The sequence below is a fragment of the Gemmata palustris genome (assembly GCF_017939745.1).
Lineage (GTDB): Bacteria > Planctomycetota > Planctomycetia > Gemmatales > Gemmataceae > Gemmata > Gemmata palustris.
Map to the genome: position 1 here is coordinate 4717365 of NZ_JAGKQQ010000001.1, position 15399 is coordinate 4732763.

The following is a 15399-nucleotide window of genomic DNA, read 5'->3' on the forward strand; positions in this document are numbered from 1 at the left end:
CAGGCTGGGCAGTAGATGCCGGCAGCAAGTCGCTCGCTAGGGTGAGTGCGCCTACCGCTCCAATCACCACGCCTGCGAACAACGGGAGGACTCGTGAGACTTTCATGAGATCAATCCTGACAGTGTTGAAGACTAAGTGTGAACATTGAACAGACTCCCACTCGCCCATTCGCATGTCAACTGTTTTTTGCGATTTGCTCGGCAATGATCTAGCATATTATTGAGTGAGCACTAGATACGAGTGATTCAGTTGGGGCAAATCTCCAATAAAGCAGCAGCCGACTCGTTGTCGGCTGTTCGCGTTTACGCAGACCAGCCTGCATAGTAACGGAATCGTTCCGCCCATCCCTCTTTCCCTTCTTCCTGAAGTAAATCAGCGAAAATTGGAAAGTCACTACCGTTCTTGACACTGAATTCGGGATGAGTGATTCGCGCCCACTGCACCAGCAAGTCAACAATGGTGAAGGAGTCGGGAGGAAAGAAATCGTTCCAAGCCACTACCCTCTCGTGGGGCAAAATGAATCCCGGGCTATCGACATTGGTTTGCAGATGTTCAACATCGAAACCATGTTCCCTGAGCGAATTGAGAAAAGCATCCGCAAGCACTCCGTCGCTGAACTTATCCCAGTACCGGTCATCATAATTCTGGTCGAAGCTGTGCCGGCGATTCAGTAACTCGGCAACGATTTTGGGAGTGAAGAAGATATCTTCACCGTCAATGATGTCAATTGGCTCGTCTTCAAAATGAATCCACAAATTTATTAGCCATTCTATCGGGGGCAGCCAGCACTTGGATTCCGTGTTCCAAGTCAAATCGGCTAACAAATCGTGAAACTCTTCCAGCGTCGCCGGACGCAGCAACCCCTTAATCGCCTCAGTCATGTTTATCCTTTTCCAGACTTTAGACTTAAAATCTTACCTTCTGGTTTGATTATACCACACATCTCAAGCCATTGTCAAGTTTACAATTCGTTTATCATCAATTTATGTGAACTATTGCTTTCAGAAATACCACTAATTGCATCGCACAAAATTCACACTCAGCACTCCTATATATTGGAGGATATTTTATGCCTAAAGAGCTGTATTCACTGGTCGAACTCGCGGGAATCCTGCAATACCCGTATTCGACTCTGTACCGACTGGCGATTTGCGGCAGGATTCCCAATGAGCGGGTAGGCAAAGCGTGCATCGTTAAAGCCAGTGATTTGCAGGAGATCAAAGACAAAATCGCCGCGTTTGAAGCGGCAAAAGCGAGCCTTAAATGGAAGCCGACCAAATAGATTTCAGTGACGCAACGCAATGGCGACTGAGCAAGACTGCGTCTTCGTATGTGGCGCGTGGGAGCGGGTTCATTGCCTGCATTTTTCAAAGTAAAAAGCCGGAAAGCAGTTGGGGCGGTTGGCTGAAAGTAGACCAGCCGGGCGACCACGAACCACTGAGATTGGTGTGGGGTGACACGCTCCGCGAAATTATGCTGGATTTGGAGTTAACCCGCCGCAAGCAACTCGACCAGTCGGCACGGGTGAACACGAGCGAGCAAGCCAACCCGACCACACCCGAACAAGTTTGAACTTAACTAACTAAATTTCAAAAACTGTCTGGCGGCAAAGCCGCACACTTCACGCACGCGCAATGTTAACTGGTGTAAATCGCACAGGATAGCGTTAAAACCGGTCGGACGGGTGGAAACGGGTAAATACTCATCTGGTGGGTAGAACATCCGATAACGACTAATTCTTAAATAACTGGTGGTACTTGCAGTTCACTGAGTGAAGACGGGTTCAACTGCCTTTGGTTTGCCAGAGAGCGTAGCGAAGCTTTCCCGTTGTCCGATGCACCGACTTCGGTGCGAGGACAATGCCGAACGCAGTGAGGCATACTCAACGCGAGTTACACCGCACTGGCAAATTTACACTTTCGTGCCTAAAGCCCGGACTGGTCCAACTGCCTTTACACCAGTTCAAAATTTGAAAGCGTTTTGTCTTCGTTCGCGGAGCGAAACCGGAAATCAAACTTGTTTATACATAATTTAAAAAGTGACCGAACTGTAATCAGCTTGTAATCAACTTGTAATACTTAATGTAATTGTATTTCGGATTCATTACTCGGCACTTATTTTCCCGAGTTCACTCCCTTAATTCCAGACGCACCCCGTTCACCTTTCCAGTCTTCACTTACCAAAATTCAGTCCACGGGCTGCATTTCGCAGTTCTCGATACTCATATTTCAGAAGCGATATTTTTATGATATGATTGTTAAATCATTTAAAGGATAAATAAAATGGCGATTGGAAAAGAAACTTTTCAGATTTTAAATTGTGCCCGGCTCGCGTCAATTACTCGTGGCGAGGAAGACAAGTCCGACCTGAGTGCGTGTGACCGGTTGGTACTCGGCACGCTCTCGGCACGGAGCATACCGACACTGGCGGCGCTCGCCCGAGCGGTGAATTATGACTGGTCTACGGTTCGGTCTTCCTTGAAAAAATTAGCTGCTGCCGGTGCAGTCGAAGATTTAAAAGTTATTTGCCTGCCCACCGAAGTCTCGACCGACCGGGCGGGCAGACCACGTTGCGTGCCCGTGCCCGCTCTGGTGCAGGATAACGCAAAACTCAGCCCCAAAGCGAACCGCTTGCTCTGGCTGATTGTGTCTTTGTCCACGAAAGAGGGGTACTCCTGGGCAACCAAAAAGGCACTGCAGGGGATGCTCTCGACAAGTGCGGTATCCCTGCGCGAAGCAAAATCTGAACTTGAATCACTCAATTTAATAAGAGACAATATGGGCGATCTAGAGCCGCAAGAGGAAATCATTATGGCAATCAGTGACACCTGGGAATCGCGAATCGAGGGCATGTCACCGACAGAACTGGCGAAGCGCGTGCGGTGGATCAAATCCTTTTTAGAATTCGCCGGTGAACGCAACCCGAGTACCAAACTTGCAATTGAAATTATTAAGAACCAGCCGAGCCGAAGAGAGTTCCAGACCGAAGTGCAGTTTGCTACGCGGTTCGGTTGGGTGCTGATTAAGGCAGCGAAAAAGGCACTGAAGGAAGAGCGAAGTGTAGCGGCGGCAGTGCTCGGACGGCTCAAGCGAATCGACCGGTACGATTGGCAGGCGGACGCGAAGCACCGCCCCACGAACATTACTCCGCTCGAAGTGCTCGCCGAAGTCACCCCGCAGCACTCGCAGGACTGGCATCGTGCGGACAAGGCGTATTGGGCAAAGCAAGTCGCACTAGAGCAAGCGGAGATTGCTGAATGCCGGATGCCCAAACCAGTCGAACCTATAGTGCGCCCGTATCGCTGGACACGGGACAAGTGGGATGCCGTTTTCACTGCGGTGTTCACTGCTCTCAACGAGCGACCATTTAACACCACCGATTCAGTCGTGTGGTACTTGGCTCACCCGTCCATACGAATGAATCAGATCGCGACGAATAAAGCCATTACGCATTTGAGACAGAAGGGCTTTACGGTTACCGACGACGACATCGCGGAAGCCCAACGGCAAGATGTCTGGATGCTCTGGGACGAGTGCAACCACAAGGTGAACCCCCACACTATGCGCAAGTGAAGTGAGCGGTACGAAGTGACGACAAAGGCCGGGGTAACCCCGGCCTTTCTCTTTATGAAAACTATTTTCCGACCTTCGCGGGCGCATTTGAAATCGGTCGGTACTGGTAGAAGGGGTGCGAAACCCAGATCACTCGAATGGTAACGGTCTTTCCACCGGGGTAATGCACTTCACCGTCTAGTCCCGACTTCCCACCCGCTACCCCTTCCTCAACCCCTTCGTCGGTGGTGATTTTGTACTCCCGCGACGGTTTCGCCACTAAAGTCAGGTTTGCCCGAATCGCACCAGCGGGCAGTTTGTCCGCAGCCTTCTCCAGTAATCGAAGCAGTGCGATCGCCTGAGTGGGTTCTTCGGGGTAGAGGAACAATTGGGCATCATCCAAAATGATTTCCCAGAACTCACTAATGTCGCGCTTGAGTTGCTTCACATCGACCAGTTTGCGCAGTTCCGCACCGGTCATTTTTTCTGACTTGGGCATCGGGCAAGCCTCTCGGAGTGATTGGGGACTGTCGGATCCTTACCCCTCTAATCACCGCCCCTTTCACGCTTTTTAATTTTCTTTAGTACGTCTCAAAACAGCACATTTTCTTGCGCAGCGCGTTCAATTTTGCACTTTGCCCCCTAAACCCTGCCCACCTACTGCCTGAAAACTATTCTCATTCTGACAAAAACCACCGCTTTCTCTCATTTCCGTCCGAAAAGCCGCAATTCACTGCAGAAAACTCCGATTTTCACCACTTTTTCCCTGAATTAACCCCTTCAATACGCACTTTTTTGCTCAATTATGAATAAATTTCCGTTTCTCAGTTGACAACATGAATGATGTGTGCTATAATTGCTTTAGTAAAGAAGAATAAATTACAGAAAGGCTGGATCTTGAAATGGCTCAGAAGACTAAGATTGAATGGACTGAAGAGTCCTGGAATCCGGTAAGGGGCTGTACGAAAATTAGCCCCGGATGCACCCATTGTTACGCTGCGTCCATTGCCCACCGATTTAAGGGGGTAAAGGGCGGCGCCTACGAAGGCGGGTTCAAACTAAGACTTGTGCCAGAGCAACTGAACGAGCCGCTCAAATGGACCAGACCAAAATTAGTGTTTGTGAATTCGATGAGTGACCTGTTCCATAAGGATGTTCCTGAAAACTATATTAAGAAAGTTTGCTGGGTAATGCAGAAAGCAAATTGCCATACCTTTCAGGTGCTAACCAAGCGATCGGAACGACTTCGGGATTTTTTGACTGAGAACCCTGAATACGCGAAACTCGAAAATGTCTGGTGGGGGGTAAGTGTCGAGAACAAAAAGCACGGTCTACCGCGAATCGATCACCTCCGAGCAGCACCGGCAGCCACCAGATTCCTGTCTTGCGAACCACTTCTCGAAGACTTGGGCAAAATAAATTTAAGGGGCATCCACTGGGTAATCGCGGGTGGCGAGAGCGGACCGGGTGCGCGACCGATGGAAGCGGATTGGGCTAGATCGATCCGCCAACAGTGCGAAGCGAGCGGCTCGGATTTCTTTTTTAAGCAGTGGGGCGGGGTGAGAAAGGCAGGCACCGGGCGCACCCTCGACGGGAAGATTTACGACGAAATGCCTCCGCGTATTGAGTTGCCTGTTTTGCGACTGAAGGAACGAACGAGACTGAAAAAAGAGTTGTGCGTATTGGAGTGAGTTCCAAGCAACCGGCCTTACCCTTGGGTAAGGCCGGGAGTGTTCCGCATGCTTCAATTTTGCAAATCGCCCGCAGGCGTGATGTGCAACCACTTGCCGCACTTCGCGCACAAATAAATGCTCACTTGAGACTCGGTTTTGCTCATCGGCTTTTGCACGCGCGTTAAACGGGACGGTGCTTCACAGGAGGGGCATGGCATGACTCCGCTTCCCAACGAGATCGACTTGTAAAAGCGCAGGTAGTCCGGTGGGGGCTTGCGAGCGGGCATGGGCGAGCGTCGGCTTAGGCTAGGCTTAGTACAAACGAGATACTACCAAGCGCCTGCGTTAACCTCACGCACTAATTTTATTTTCATACCTGAAGTCTGTTTCCGTCTTCACGACAGAAATTCCAGAGGCGAAACCAGCACCGTGTCATCCTCTTTGTCGCGCCGAACGAAGAGCGAAGTGCCCCGCACCTGGAAACTAAATTCTTCGCTCTCGTTCCCCCGCACCAACCGCACCACTTCCCGCACCACCTCCGAACGCTCTTTCCCCTCGAAAACCAGAAGATCGAAGATTTGCGAATCAAACTCCAAAGTCTCGCCCGACCACTTTTCACCTGCAGGAATCTCGACAGCAACCCAAGTGGTAGTCCCCACCATTCCGGGCACGCTCACCGGTAACACGCCTCTGAACGATTCAAACAAACTCCAGTTGTCCAATGTCCGCTTTTCCGTTTCCTGCCAGTTCAGTTCGTTGGGCATTTCTTCTTCACGAATCGAACCGACCGACCACGCTTCCTTTGCACGGTTGCCAGCTTGCTGGTGCAGAATCAAGCACACGCGCATCGCACCACCGACGAACCGCACGAACACATAAGCCATGCGGGTACGGCTGTGCCTCCCCTTCCCCACGATCAGAATTTTAATCGACTCGATAATTCTCAGGATTGCCGTCCGCACCCGCTTCCGCTGCTCTTCCGTTTCGGTCTGACCCGCAATCTTTTTGAACTGCCCGAACGCTTCCGACATCGGCGAAGCCGCTAACCGCTGTGCGTCCGCCAACTCCTCTCCGATCTTCCGTTGCTTTTCGAGTTCGTTCGCGAGGGCGTTCCCAAGGGTAGCGGCGAGCACCGGACGCGCTTCAATCTGCGACTTTAAAATCAGTATCCCCTGCTCCACTTCTGTCAGCCGCCCCGCCAATACCTCGACTTGCGTAGCGTCCTGACCGGGCATCACATCGGACGCCTTGAGTTCGACCAGTTGGGACAAAACCGCCTGCTCGAAAATCCGAGAGTTGAATGTCTTCCAAGTAGCACCTTCTTTGTCCCGCCCGGTCTTCATGTCCGTGGGGAAGATCTTCGGCGCTCGTCCCGGTTCGTGCCAGTAACTCATTCGACCGTCCGATGTCACATCCCACAGCAACCCGGTGAACAAGTTAACGTGTTTGCTCCTTCGCCCCCGGTCGGAGGTGCGCCGCTTTTCGATCGCGTGTCGGGTCGCGTGCCACTGCTCCTCAGTGACCACCTGCGGGTAATAATTTTTGATTACCTCACCTTCGCGTTCGCGGTTGTTGTCGATCCACCGACCCTTGTGCGGTTGGTACTCTCCGAGCACATTCCGGTTTCTGAGGATGTTGTAAACCATCGGGTCAGCCCATGTCTTCGGAGGCATTTTCCGCCGACCCTCGCTGAACGGCTTCACTTCTTCACCGTTCAGAATTTTGGTGATGGAGCGAAGGCTGTTGCCGGAAGACGCGAGTTTGAAAATCCGGCGAACGACCGCAGCCCGTTCCGTGTTCGCGACAATCTTCTCGTCTCGGTACTCGCACCAACCGGGAATCACCCCGCCGACCGGCTTCCCCTTCTCGCGGGCTTTCTTCCGCCGATCCTGCCACACATGGGCGCTGCGTGTGGACTTCATGTCCGATTCATTCTGTCCCCGAGCGAGCGTAATTATTAAACCAATCAGACCAAATGCGTCGGTCTTATCGTCAATGATTTGTTCGGGGGCGAGTTGCACTAGCCGAATGCCCGCGTTGATCAGTTCCATCAACGGCGGCAGGGCTAACCGCCAGTGGGCGCGGCTCAGTCGGTCGAATGATTCGCAGATGAGGAACGAACCTGACTGCACCCGCTTGTTCCGAACCGCTTGAATGAAACCCGCCAGCGCGTGAACATCGGGGTTCACCAAATTCTGTCCCTTGGCGGAAGGCACACCCGCATCGGTCATGTGTAGCGATGCGTCGAGTTGGACTTTGTTCCGCTCGCACCACTGCTTCGCAAATTCCGTTTGGCGCTCCAGCGACCGCCCCTTCGCTTGCTCAGGAGAACTGAACCGCTTGTAGGAGTAACCCAGTGCCATTTTGGTTTCCTTCATGGGGGAAACGATAACTCAAACGGAGATTGGAGCCAAGCACAAATCTCCGACCTAGTGAGTGGTTATTCTACGCAATGGCACGGAATTGAGCTGGAACAAATAGACACATATAACCACTATCGACCTCTCAAGATGCGATAAGCCCTCACGAATGCGAGACCACCCGCTCGTTGACACTCGCGGTTCGCCATAGACTCCGGCGAACCGCGAGTGTCAACGAGCGGGTAAGGCGCCCTACTTGCATAAGCCGATGCACCCAACGACCCGGTCCCTGATTCCCGCACCAATCTTCACAGGGGAAGCGGTTCGCGGCTTCTCTTCACTGTGCCTACCAAACCGTTCAATCGTTCCAGATGCAAAGTATTCGTAACCCCGTCGCGGCGTGAAAATTGTTAAAATTCATGATTGACCTGAGTTGCGCGGTCGGCGATAAAACAATTTCGCTCCCTGTAATCATGGGGAAACCAAAAGCATGAAAAGGACGAGCACAGTCAACAGAACAGCCATTCGTAAAGCAGCGGAGGCATGTTCCGATGCGTTGGAAACCTGGGAGCACGTCAAACCCGAACTGGCGCGGGCCGTGTACGAGGCGGGTAACCGAGACCTGATTTCCTTCCGCCACGCGATCCACACCGCCCTGCAAGAGTGCAGGAGCAAGGTCCACTTCACCGGAAAAGACATTCTCGCCCTCTTCCGAAGAGTTGGCGGGAGACGCACCCAAAACCCGGAGGAAGCGGAACTGATCCGAAGAATCCGCGGGCGCTGTTCGGCGGACCGAGTTTAGTCGCACAAGTCCCAACAGGTTCGTAAGCCCAAATCGTTGAAATCCGGACCCGTGTTTGCCTCTCCCAAATAAACACGATCGCCGAGCGACCGATCCCATCTTTGTTACCAGCCCGCTTTGAAACTCGTTGCGCTCGACCGGGGTATTCCCCGTACCGTGCTACGCTTGTCAGTGCGTCTGGCTTGGCTTCTTCCGCGGAGCGACCGTGAACCCGCTTCTTCCACACTTCAATCGCCGTCACTTCCTCGCGACCGCGGGCGCATCTTCCCTCGCATGGCTGACGCCGCTGGGTACGGCACTGGCTCGCGCTGCGGAGAAGGAACGGGCGCCCGCGAAGTCGGTCATCGTGCTGTGGATGGGCGGCGGGCCGAGTCAACTGGAGACATTCGACCCGAAGTCGGGAACGGACATCGCCGCTGGCACAAAAGCCATCAACACCGCTGCGAAGGGTGTGCAACTCGCGCCCGGCCTCGAACAACTTGCGGACCAGATGCAGCATGTTGCTCTGGTGCGGTCGCTCTGGAGCAAAGAGGGCGACCACGAGCGCGGCACCTACGCACTGAAGACCGGCTACCGCCCCGACGCGACCGTAACGCACCCGTCGCTCGGGGCGATCGTGTGTCACGACCTGCCCAACAAAGGCGTCGAAATCCCCCGGCACGTCTCCATCATGCCGAACGAGTGGCCCGCACGCGGAGGCGTACTCGGCGCGCAGTTCGATGCGTTCAAGGTGTACGATCCGAAGGACAGCGTGCCGGATGTGACGCCGCACGTTCCGCCGGCGCGCTTCGATCAGCGCCTCGAAGACCTGAAAGTGGTGGAAGAGGCGTTCGCGAAGGGACGCGGGAAGCGCGTCGAGGCGACCGGGCACCAAGACACGATGGACCGTGCCCGCAAGATGATGAGTTCGGACCAACTCAAAGCGTTCGACGTGTCGCGCGAGTCCGCGGCCACCCGCAAGGAATACGACGACACGGCGTTCGGTCGCGGGTGCTTGGCCGCCCGGCGGCTGATCGAAGTCGGCGTGCGGTGCGTCGAAGTCACGCTCGCGGGGTGGGACAGCCACGCGAACAATCACGAGATCACCACACGATTAAAGGGCGAACTCGATCCGGCGTTCGCGGCCCTGATCCGCGATCTCGCGAAGCGCGACTCACTGAAGGACACGATCGTGCTGTGCGTCGGCGAGTTCGGACGCACGCCGCAACTCAACGCGCTCGGGGGCCGCGACCACTGGCCGCACAACTTCACCGCGGCGCTGGCCGGAGGAGGCATTAAGGGCGGCACGGTGGTGGGCGAAAGCGACCCGGCCGGCGGAAAGGAACCCGCGGACAAGCGCGCTGCGGCCGACTTGCACGCGACCGTATTAAAAGCACTGGGCATCGACTGGGAGAAGACGTTCCGCAGCCCGATCGGGCGCACGTTCGCCCGCAGCGAGGGCAAGCCCATCGGCGCGATCCTCAGTTGACCGTGTGCCCCGCCCGCGCGGGGGTTCACCATTCGGCACGTCTCGGGTATACTGCGCACCACCCGCCCCGCTCTCCCACACCCAATTCAAATCACGATGATGCGCCACTTCCTCGCGCTGGCCGTGTTGTTCGCCTTCACTCAACTCGCCCGCGCGCAAGAGAAAATCGACTTCGCGCGTGACGTGCTGCCGATCCTGTCGAACCACTGTTTCCAGTGCCACGGGCCGGACGAGAAGGCCCGTAAAGGCGACCTGCGTCTCGATACCAAAGAAGACGCGCTGCGCAAACAGGGCGCGGTCATTGTGCCCAACAAGAGCAGCGAAAGTGAGTTCATCAAGCGCATCGAATCGGCGGACCCGAAAGAGGTAATGCCGCCGCGCAAGGCTAACAAGCCGCTGAAGCCCGAACAGGTCGCGGTGCTGAAAAAATGGATCGACCAGGGCGCTTCATGGGGCACGCACTGGTCGTTCGTCAAACCCGTGCGCCCGGTCCCCCCGAGCACAAAGTACCCGACACAAAACCCAATCGACAAATTCGTGTTCGCGCGCCTCGAAAAAGAAAAGCTCACTCCTTCGCCCGAAGCGGACAAAGAGCGGCTCATTCGCCGCGTCACACTCGACCTGACGGGACTCCCTCCCACCCCGGAAGAAGTCGATGCGTTCCTGAAGGACGATTCGCCCGGTGCCTACGAGACGGTCGTCGATCGGTTGCTCGCCTCCCCCCGGTTCGGCGAACGGATGGCGTGGGACTGGCTCGATGCGGCCCGTTACGCGGACAGCAACGGCTACCAGGGCGACGGCGAACGCACCATGTGGCCGTGGCGCGATTGGGTGGTGAAGGCGTACAACGACAACCTGCCGTTCGATCAGTTCACCACCTGGCAACTCGCAGGAGACCATCTCCCCAAGCCCTCGCGCGAGCAACTCTTGGCGACCGCGTTCAACCGTAATCACATGATTAACGGTGAGGGCGGGCGCATCGCGGAGGAGAACCGAGTTGAATATGTTTTCGACCAAACGGAAACGACCGCGACCGTATGGATGGGCCTCACCGTGGGGTGCGCCCGGTGCCACGACCACAAGTTCGATCCGATCTTGCAGAAGGATTACTACAGCCTGTTCGCGTACTTCAACCAGACGCCCGTAAACGGCGGAAACGGTAGCGGACAAACGCCCCCTGTGATGGATTTTGGCACGCCCGAGCAGGAGAAGAAGCGCAAGGACACGCAAGTCGCTTACGACGAACTCGTGAAGAAGATCGTCCCGATCGAGACGAAGCTCCGCGAAGCCGGGATGGTGAAGAACAAGGACGGTAAGTACGAAACGACGCTGCCGCAACTGATCGAATCGGCGCTTCGCAAAGGTCCGAACGACCGCGCGGACCAGAATTACGACGAACTCACCAAACACTACAAGGACAAAGAACCCGAATACGTGAAACTGCTCGGCGAAGTGCGGAAGGCCAAACAAATCCGCGATTCGGCGAGCGCGGCCCTGCCCAAAGTGATGGTGATGGGCGACCAGCCAACTCCGCGCGAAACGTTCATCCTCACCCGCGGCGCTTACGACAAAAAGGAAGGCAAAGTTCCTCCCGGTACGCCGGTCGGCCTCCCCGCACTTCCGAAGGGCGCGAGCGCGAACCGGCTCGCGCTCGCCGAATGGATCGCGTCGAAGGACAACCCGCTCACGGCCCGCGTTGCCGTGAACCGCTTGTGGCAAATGTTCTTCGGCACCGGGCTCGTGAAGACGGGCGATGACTTCGGCGTTCAGGGCGAGCGCCCCAGCCACCCGGAACTGTTGGATTGGCTCGCGGTGGAGTTTCAGAACCCGACCCCAGCTCCGAAGGGAGAGGGACTTCAGCAGCCGACTCTTCCTCCCCCTTCCTTTCTAGGGAAGGGGGCTGGGGGGTTAGGTTCTGCCGACAACCCCTCCCCAACCACTTCCCTAAACGGAGAGGGGCCTAAAACCAAGACGAGCGGAACGGCGCCTGGTGGTTCTGGTTCGGCTCTCCCTTCCTTTTTAGGGAAGGGGGCTGGGGGGTTAGGTTCTTCTCCCTGGGACACCAAGCACATCGTCCGGCTCATCGTTACGAGCGCGACCTACCGCCAGTCAGCGAAGGTCACACCAGAGTTGCTCGAACGCGACCCGGACAACCGGCTCCTCGCGCGCGGCCCGCGCTACCGGCTGCCGTCGTGGGTGATCCGCGACCAAGCCCTCGCCGCGAGCGGGTTGCTCACGCCGACCTACGGCGGCCCGCCGGTCAAAACGTACCAGCCGCCGGGCATCTGGGAAGAAGCAACATTCGGCAACAAGCGCTACGTTCAGGACAAGGGCGAGGCACTGTACCGGCGCAGCCTGTACGTGTTCTGGCGCCGAATCGTCGGTCCGACCATGTTCTTCGACGTGGCGAACCGTCAGACGTGCAGCGTGAAGACCACGACCACGAACACCCCGCTCCACGCACTCGTCACGCTCAACGACACGACATACGTGGAAGCGGCCCGCGCCCTGGCGCAACTCGCGCTCGAAAAAGGCGGCGCGACCGACGCGGAACGCCTCGCGTTCACCTTCCGGCGCGTCACCTCGCGCAAGGCCACCGCGACCGAACAAAAGCTACTCGGCGCGGCGCTGGAGAAGCAGCGGAAGTTGTTCGCGGCGGACCGCGCGGCCGCCCTCAAGCTCCTGAAGGTGGGCGATTCGCCCCGCAACGAGAAATTGGACGCGACCGAGCACGCGGCCCTGGCCGCCGTGTGCCTGATGATGCTGAACCTGGACGAGACACTCAATAAGTAGGTCGGGCTGTGCCCGGCGCCAGCAAATACATGTCGGGCACAGCCCGACCTACGAGAACCGTCATGCACCCCATCGACGAACGCGCACTGTTGCTCTCGCGCCGGCATTTCTTCGGGCGCGCTGCGACCGGCATCGGCACGGCCGCGCTCGGCGCGCTCCTCGCACGCGACGCGCACGGGGCCGACCGCGCGCGCATCGGTGGGCTGAAGGAATTGCCGCACTTCGCGCCGAAGGCCAAGCGCATCATCTACCTGTTTCAGAACGGCGCGCCGACGCACGTCGATCTCTTCGACTACAAGCCGGAACTTACCAAGCAGAAGGGAAAGCAGATCCCCGATTCCGTGGTGAAGGGCGCGCGGTTCAGCACGATGACCGGCGGGCAGACGGTTCGGCCGTGCTTGCCCGAAATCACCAAGTTCAAGCAGCACGGCGCGAGCGGCGCGTGGGTCAGCGACGTCCTTCCGCGCACGGCCGCCATCGCGGACGAACTGTGCTTCGTGAAGTCGATGTTCACCACGCAGGTGAACCACGCGCCGGCGATCTGCTTCTTCCTCACCGGGTCCGAGATGCCGGGCCGCCCGAGTATGGGGAGCTGGCTCACCTACGGTCTCGGGAGCGAAACGGAAGAACTCCCCGGTTTCGTCGTGATGACCTCGCGCGACAAGGAAGCGTCGTGCGGCCAGATCTTCTACGACTTCTATTGGGGCAGCGGGTTCCTTCCGACCAAGTTCCAGGGCGTGAAGTTCCGCGGGCAGGGCGACCCGGTGCTCTACCTCTCGAACCCCGACGGGTTGAGCAAGGAGAGCCGGCGCGCGTCTCTCGACGACCTCGCGAAGCTGAACGACCTCACCCTCAAGGAATTCGGCGACCCGGAAGTGGGTACGCGCATCGCACAGTACGAGATGGCGTACAAGATGCAGACGAGCGTGCCGGAACTCACCGACTTCAGCAAGGAGCCGCAGAAGGTTCTCGACAGCTACGGGCCGGACGTGAAGCGCCAGGGGAGCTTCGCCTACAACTGTTTGATGGCGCGCCGGCTCGTCGAGCGCGGCACCCGGTTCGTCCAACTCCTCCACGCCGGCTGGGACCAGCACCGGAACCTCAACACGCAACTCAAGGTCCAATGCACTGATGTGGACGCGCCCTCGGCCGCGCTGGTGAGTGATTTGAAGCGCCTCGGGCTACTCGACGACACGCTCGTGATTTGGGGCGGCGAGTTCGGCCGAACGCCGTTCCTCCAGGGCAAGATCGAGGACGTGAAGAGTTGGGGGCGCGACCACCACCCGTATGTGTTCACGCTCTGGATGGCCGGTGGGGGAATCAAAAAGGGTACGAGCTACGGCGCGAGCGACGACTTCGGTTTCGCCCCCGCGAAGGACGCGGTTCACGTCCACGACCTCCAGGCGACGCTCCTGCACCTGCTCGGCCTCGATCACACCAAACTCACGTTCCGGTTCCAGGGGCGCGACTTCCGCCTCACCGACGTTCACGGCAGCGTCGTCAAAGGGGTGCTGGCGTAACCCCACGCCGCTAAACCATTCGATCGGGCACCCGTCCGACGAAATGTGCGCGGGCAATTGCCCGATCCGCGCCCGCCGGGATCTTTCGCACATTTCTCGCGGCGCGTTCATTCGCCCACCGCACGCATCATTCCCCTTCTACACCTGCGTTTATGTGCGTGCCAGTGGCGCGGGCCGGAGCGATTTCACCGCGGCGCCGGCACGCACCGTGCTGAAACTCATCCCAGTCGGTTGCGAGGACCGGCGACCTACACCGGGAGGGCACATCATGCCAGCGAGAAAGAAGCACCACACCATCGGTGTGTTTGAATCGAAAGCACGGGCCGAACAAGCGATCGCGGACCTTCGAGCCGCCGGCTTTGAAGAGAGTAAAATCGGGATGGTGTACCGCGACGCGGCCGGCAAAACGGTGAAGACCGGGGCCGCGGACGAGACCCACGCCGAGGAAGGCGCAATAGCCGGCGCGTTGGCCGGGGCCACGGGCGGGGCCCTCGTGGGGGCGGGTATTCTTGCCGGCGTGATCCCGGTCATCGGGCCGGTTCTGGCGCTCGGTACCCTCGGGACCGTGCTCGTTAACGCCGCGGGCGGCGCGGCCCTGATCGGGCTGGCGGGTGCGCTCGTCGGTTGGGGCATCCCGGAGGAGGACGCCGAGTTCTACGAGCGCGAAGTCGAGAACGGACGGTATCTCGTAACCGTTGATGCGAACGGGCGGGGGCTGGAGGCCCGCGACATCATGCACCGCCGGAGCGGGTTCGACCGCCAGGGGTGGACCGCCGTTCGCGCCGATCGCGCGAACATCGTGGCCGACGGCCGGTTCGAGGCGCAGGACGGGCGCGTGATTCAGCTCCGCGAGGAACAGCTCCGGGCCAACACGGAAGAAATCGAGACGGGCAGCGTGAGCGTTCGGAAAGAAGTTCACACCGAGCAGCGGCAACTCACCGTCCCGGTGGAGCACGAAGAGGTGGTCATCGAACGGCGCCCCGCGACCGGGACGGCGTCCGGAGAGATTCGGGCCGAAGAGATCCGCATACCGGTCAAAGAAGAGCGTGTGCGCGTGACTAAAGAGCCGGTCGTTACGGAAGAGGTAACGGTCGGCAAACGAAAGGTGCGCGAGAACCGAACGGTCAGCGGCACCGTGCGCAAAGAAGAAGCTGTCGTCGAATCCGAGGGCGGTGCCAAGGTGCGCCAGACGGTGAAAGCCGGTAAGAAGTAACCGAGCCCGGTACGCAAC

11 protein-coding genes are annotated in these 15399 nt (G+C 57.7%); 8 read left to right on the forward strand and 3 right to left on the reverse strand.

Translation table 11 applies throughout. The features are described 5' to 3' along the window. Window positions 1-303 precede the first annotated feature (303 nt). Window positions 304-882, reverse strand: a complete 579-nt coding sequence (locus J8F10_RS19460) for a hypothetical protein (protein WP_210656472.1) — start codon at window positions 880-882, stop codon at window positions 304-306. A gap of 188 nt (window positions 883-1070) precedes the next feature. Between J8F10_RS19460 and J8F10_RS19465 the strand changes: the two genes are divergently transcribed. From J8F10_RS19465 to J8F10_RS19475, 3 genes are all read left to right on the forward strand, one after another. Continuing rightward, the gene (locus J8F10_RS19465) at window positions 1071-1283 is read left to right on the forward strand and encodes a hypothetical protein (protein ID WP_210656474.1); all 213 of its coding nucleotides are present in this window, start codon (window positions 1071-1073) and stop codon (window positions 1281-1283) included. Further along, window positions 1265-1573: a hypothetical protein gene (locus J8F10_RS19470; protein ID WP_210656476.1), complete on the forward strand. Its 309-nt coding sequence runs from the start codon at window positions 1265-1267 to the stop codon at window positions 1571-1573. Before J8F10_RS19465 ends, J8F10_RS19470 begins: the two co-directional genes overlap by 19 nt. 710 nt (window positions 1574-2283) lie before the next feature. Then, window positions 2284-3573: a hypothetical protein gene (locus J8F10_RS19475; RefSeq protein WP_210656477.1), complete on the forward strand. Its 1290-nt coding sequence runs from the start codon at window positions 2284-2286 to the stop codon at window positions 3571-3573. A gap of 61 nt (window positions 3574-3634) precedes the next feature. Here J8F10_RS19475 and J8F10_RS19480 read toward each other — a convergent pair whose 3' ends face one another. Then, window positions 3635-4051: a hypothetical protein gene (locus J8F10_RS19480; RefSeq protein ID WP_210656479.1), complete on the reverse strand. Its 417-nt coding sequence runs from the start codon at window positions 4049-4051 to the stop codon at window positions 3635-3637. A gap of 403 nt (window positions 4052-4454) precedes the next feature. Between J8F10_RS19480 and J8F10_RS19485 the strand changes: the two genes are divergently transcribed. Then, window positions 4455-5243, forward strand: a complete 789-nt coding sequence (locus J8F10_RS19485) for a DUF5131 family protein (protein ID WP_210656481.1) — start codon at window positions 4455-4457, stop codon at window positions 5241-5243. Between the two features lie 377 nt (window positions 5244-5620). On the opposite strand, the gene J8F10_RS19490 is transcribed toward J8F10_RS19485, so the two are convergent. Then, the gene (locus J8F10_RS19490; protein ID WP_210656482.1) at window positions 5621-7588 is read right to left on the reverse strand and encodes a recombinase family protein; all 1968 of its coding nucleotides are present in this window, start codon (window positions 7586-7588) and stop codon (window positions 5621-5623) included. A gap of 1004 nt (window positions 7589-8592) precedes the next feature. Here J8F10_RS19490 and J8F10_RS19495 point away from each other — a divergent pair. The 4 genes from J8F10_RS19495 to J8F10_RS19510 all read left to right on the forward strand — a co-directional run bounded on the left by J8F10_RS19495 (window position 8593) and on the right by J8F10_RS19510 (window position 15381). Further along, complete coding sequence (locus J8F10_RS19495; protein ID WP_210656484.1) at window positions 8593-9855, forward strand: DUF1501 domain-containing protein; 1263 nt, start codon at window positions 8593-8595, stop codon at window positions 9853-9855. 96 nt (window positions 9856-9951) lie between these two features. Next, complete coding sequence (locus tag J8F10_RS19500; protein WP_210656486.1) at window positions 9952-12648, forward strand: PSD1 and planctomycete cytochrome C domain-containing protein; 2697 nt, start codon at window positions 9952-9954, stop codon at window positions 12646-12648. A gap of 62 nt (window positions 12649-12710) precedes the next feature. Further along, the gene (locus J8F10_RS19505; RefSeq protein WP_210656488.1) at window positions 12711-14168 is read left to right on the forward strand and encodes a DUF1501 domain-containing protein; all 1458 of its coding nucleotides are present in this window, start codon (window positions 12711-12713) and stop codon (window positions 14166-14168) included. A gap of 268 nt (window positions 14169-14436) precedes the next feature. Beyond that, the gene (locus J8F10_RS19510) at window positions 14437-15381 is read left to right on the forward strand and encodes a YsnF/AvaK domain-containing protein (protein WP_210656490.1); all 945 of its coding nucleotides are present in this window, start codon (window positions 14437-14439) and stop codon (window positions 15379-15381) included. The last annotated feature ends 18 nt before the right edge of the window (window positions 15382-15399 follow it).

What these genes read in the sequence shown, in the direction of transcription:
- J8F10_RS19500 (WP_210656486.1), top strand. Translation starts at nt 9,952, where the DNA reads ATGATGCGCCACTTCCTCGCGCTGGCCGTGTTGTTCGCCTTCACTCAA.
- J8F10_RS19480 (WP_210656479.1), bottom strand. Translation starts at nt 4,051, where the DNA reads ATGCCCAAGTCAGAAAAAATGACCGGTGCGGAACTGCGCAAACTGGTC.
- J8F10_RS19510 (WP_210656490.1), top strand. Translation starts at nt 14,437, where the DNA reads ATGCCAGCGAGAAAGAAGCACCACACCATCGGTGTGTTTGAATCGAAA.
- J8F10_RS19465 (WP_210656474.1), top strand. Translation starts at nt 1,071, where the DNA reads ATGCCTAAAGAGCTGTATTCACTGGTCGAACTCGCGGGAATCCTGCAA.
- J8F10_RS19485 (WP_210656481.1), top strand. Translation starts at nt 4,455, where the DNA reads ATGGCTCAGAAGACTAAGATTGAATGGACTGAAGAGTCCTGGAATCCG.
- J8F10_RS19460 (WP_210656472.1), bottom strand. Translation starts at nt 882, where the DNA reads ATGACTGAGGCGATTAAGGGGTTGCTGCGTCCGGCGACGCTGGAAGAG.
- J8F10_RS19505 (WP_210656488.1), top strand. Translation starts at nt 12,711, where the DNA reads ATGCACCCCATCGACGAACGCGCACTGTTGCTCTCGCGCCGGCATTTC.
- J8F10_RS19470 (WP_210656476.1), top strand. Translation starts at nt 1,265, where the DNA reads ATGGAAGCCGACCAAATAGATTTCAGTGACGCAACGCAATGGCGACTG.
- J8F10_RS19490 (WP_210656482.1), bottom strand. Translation starts at nt 7,588, where the DNA reads ATGGCACTGGGTTACTCCTACAAGCGGTTCAGTTCTCCTGAGCAAGCG.
- J8F10_RS19475 (WP_210656477.1), top strand. Translation starts at nt 2,284, where the DNA reads ATGGCGATTGGAAAAGAAACTTTTCAGATTTTAAATTGTGCCCGGCTC.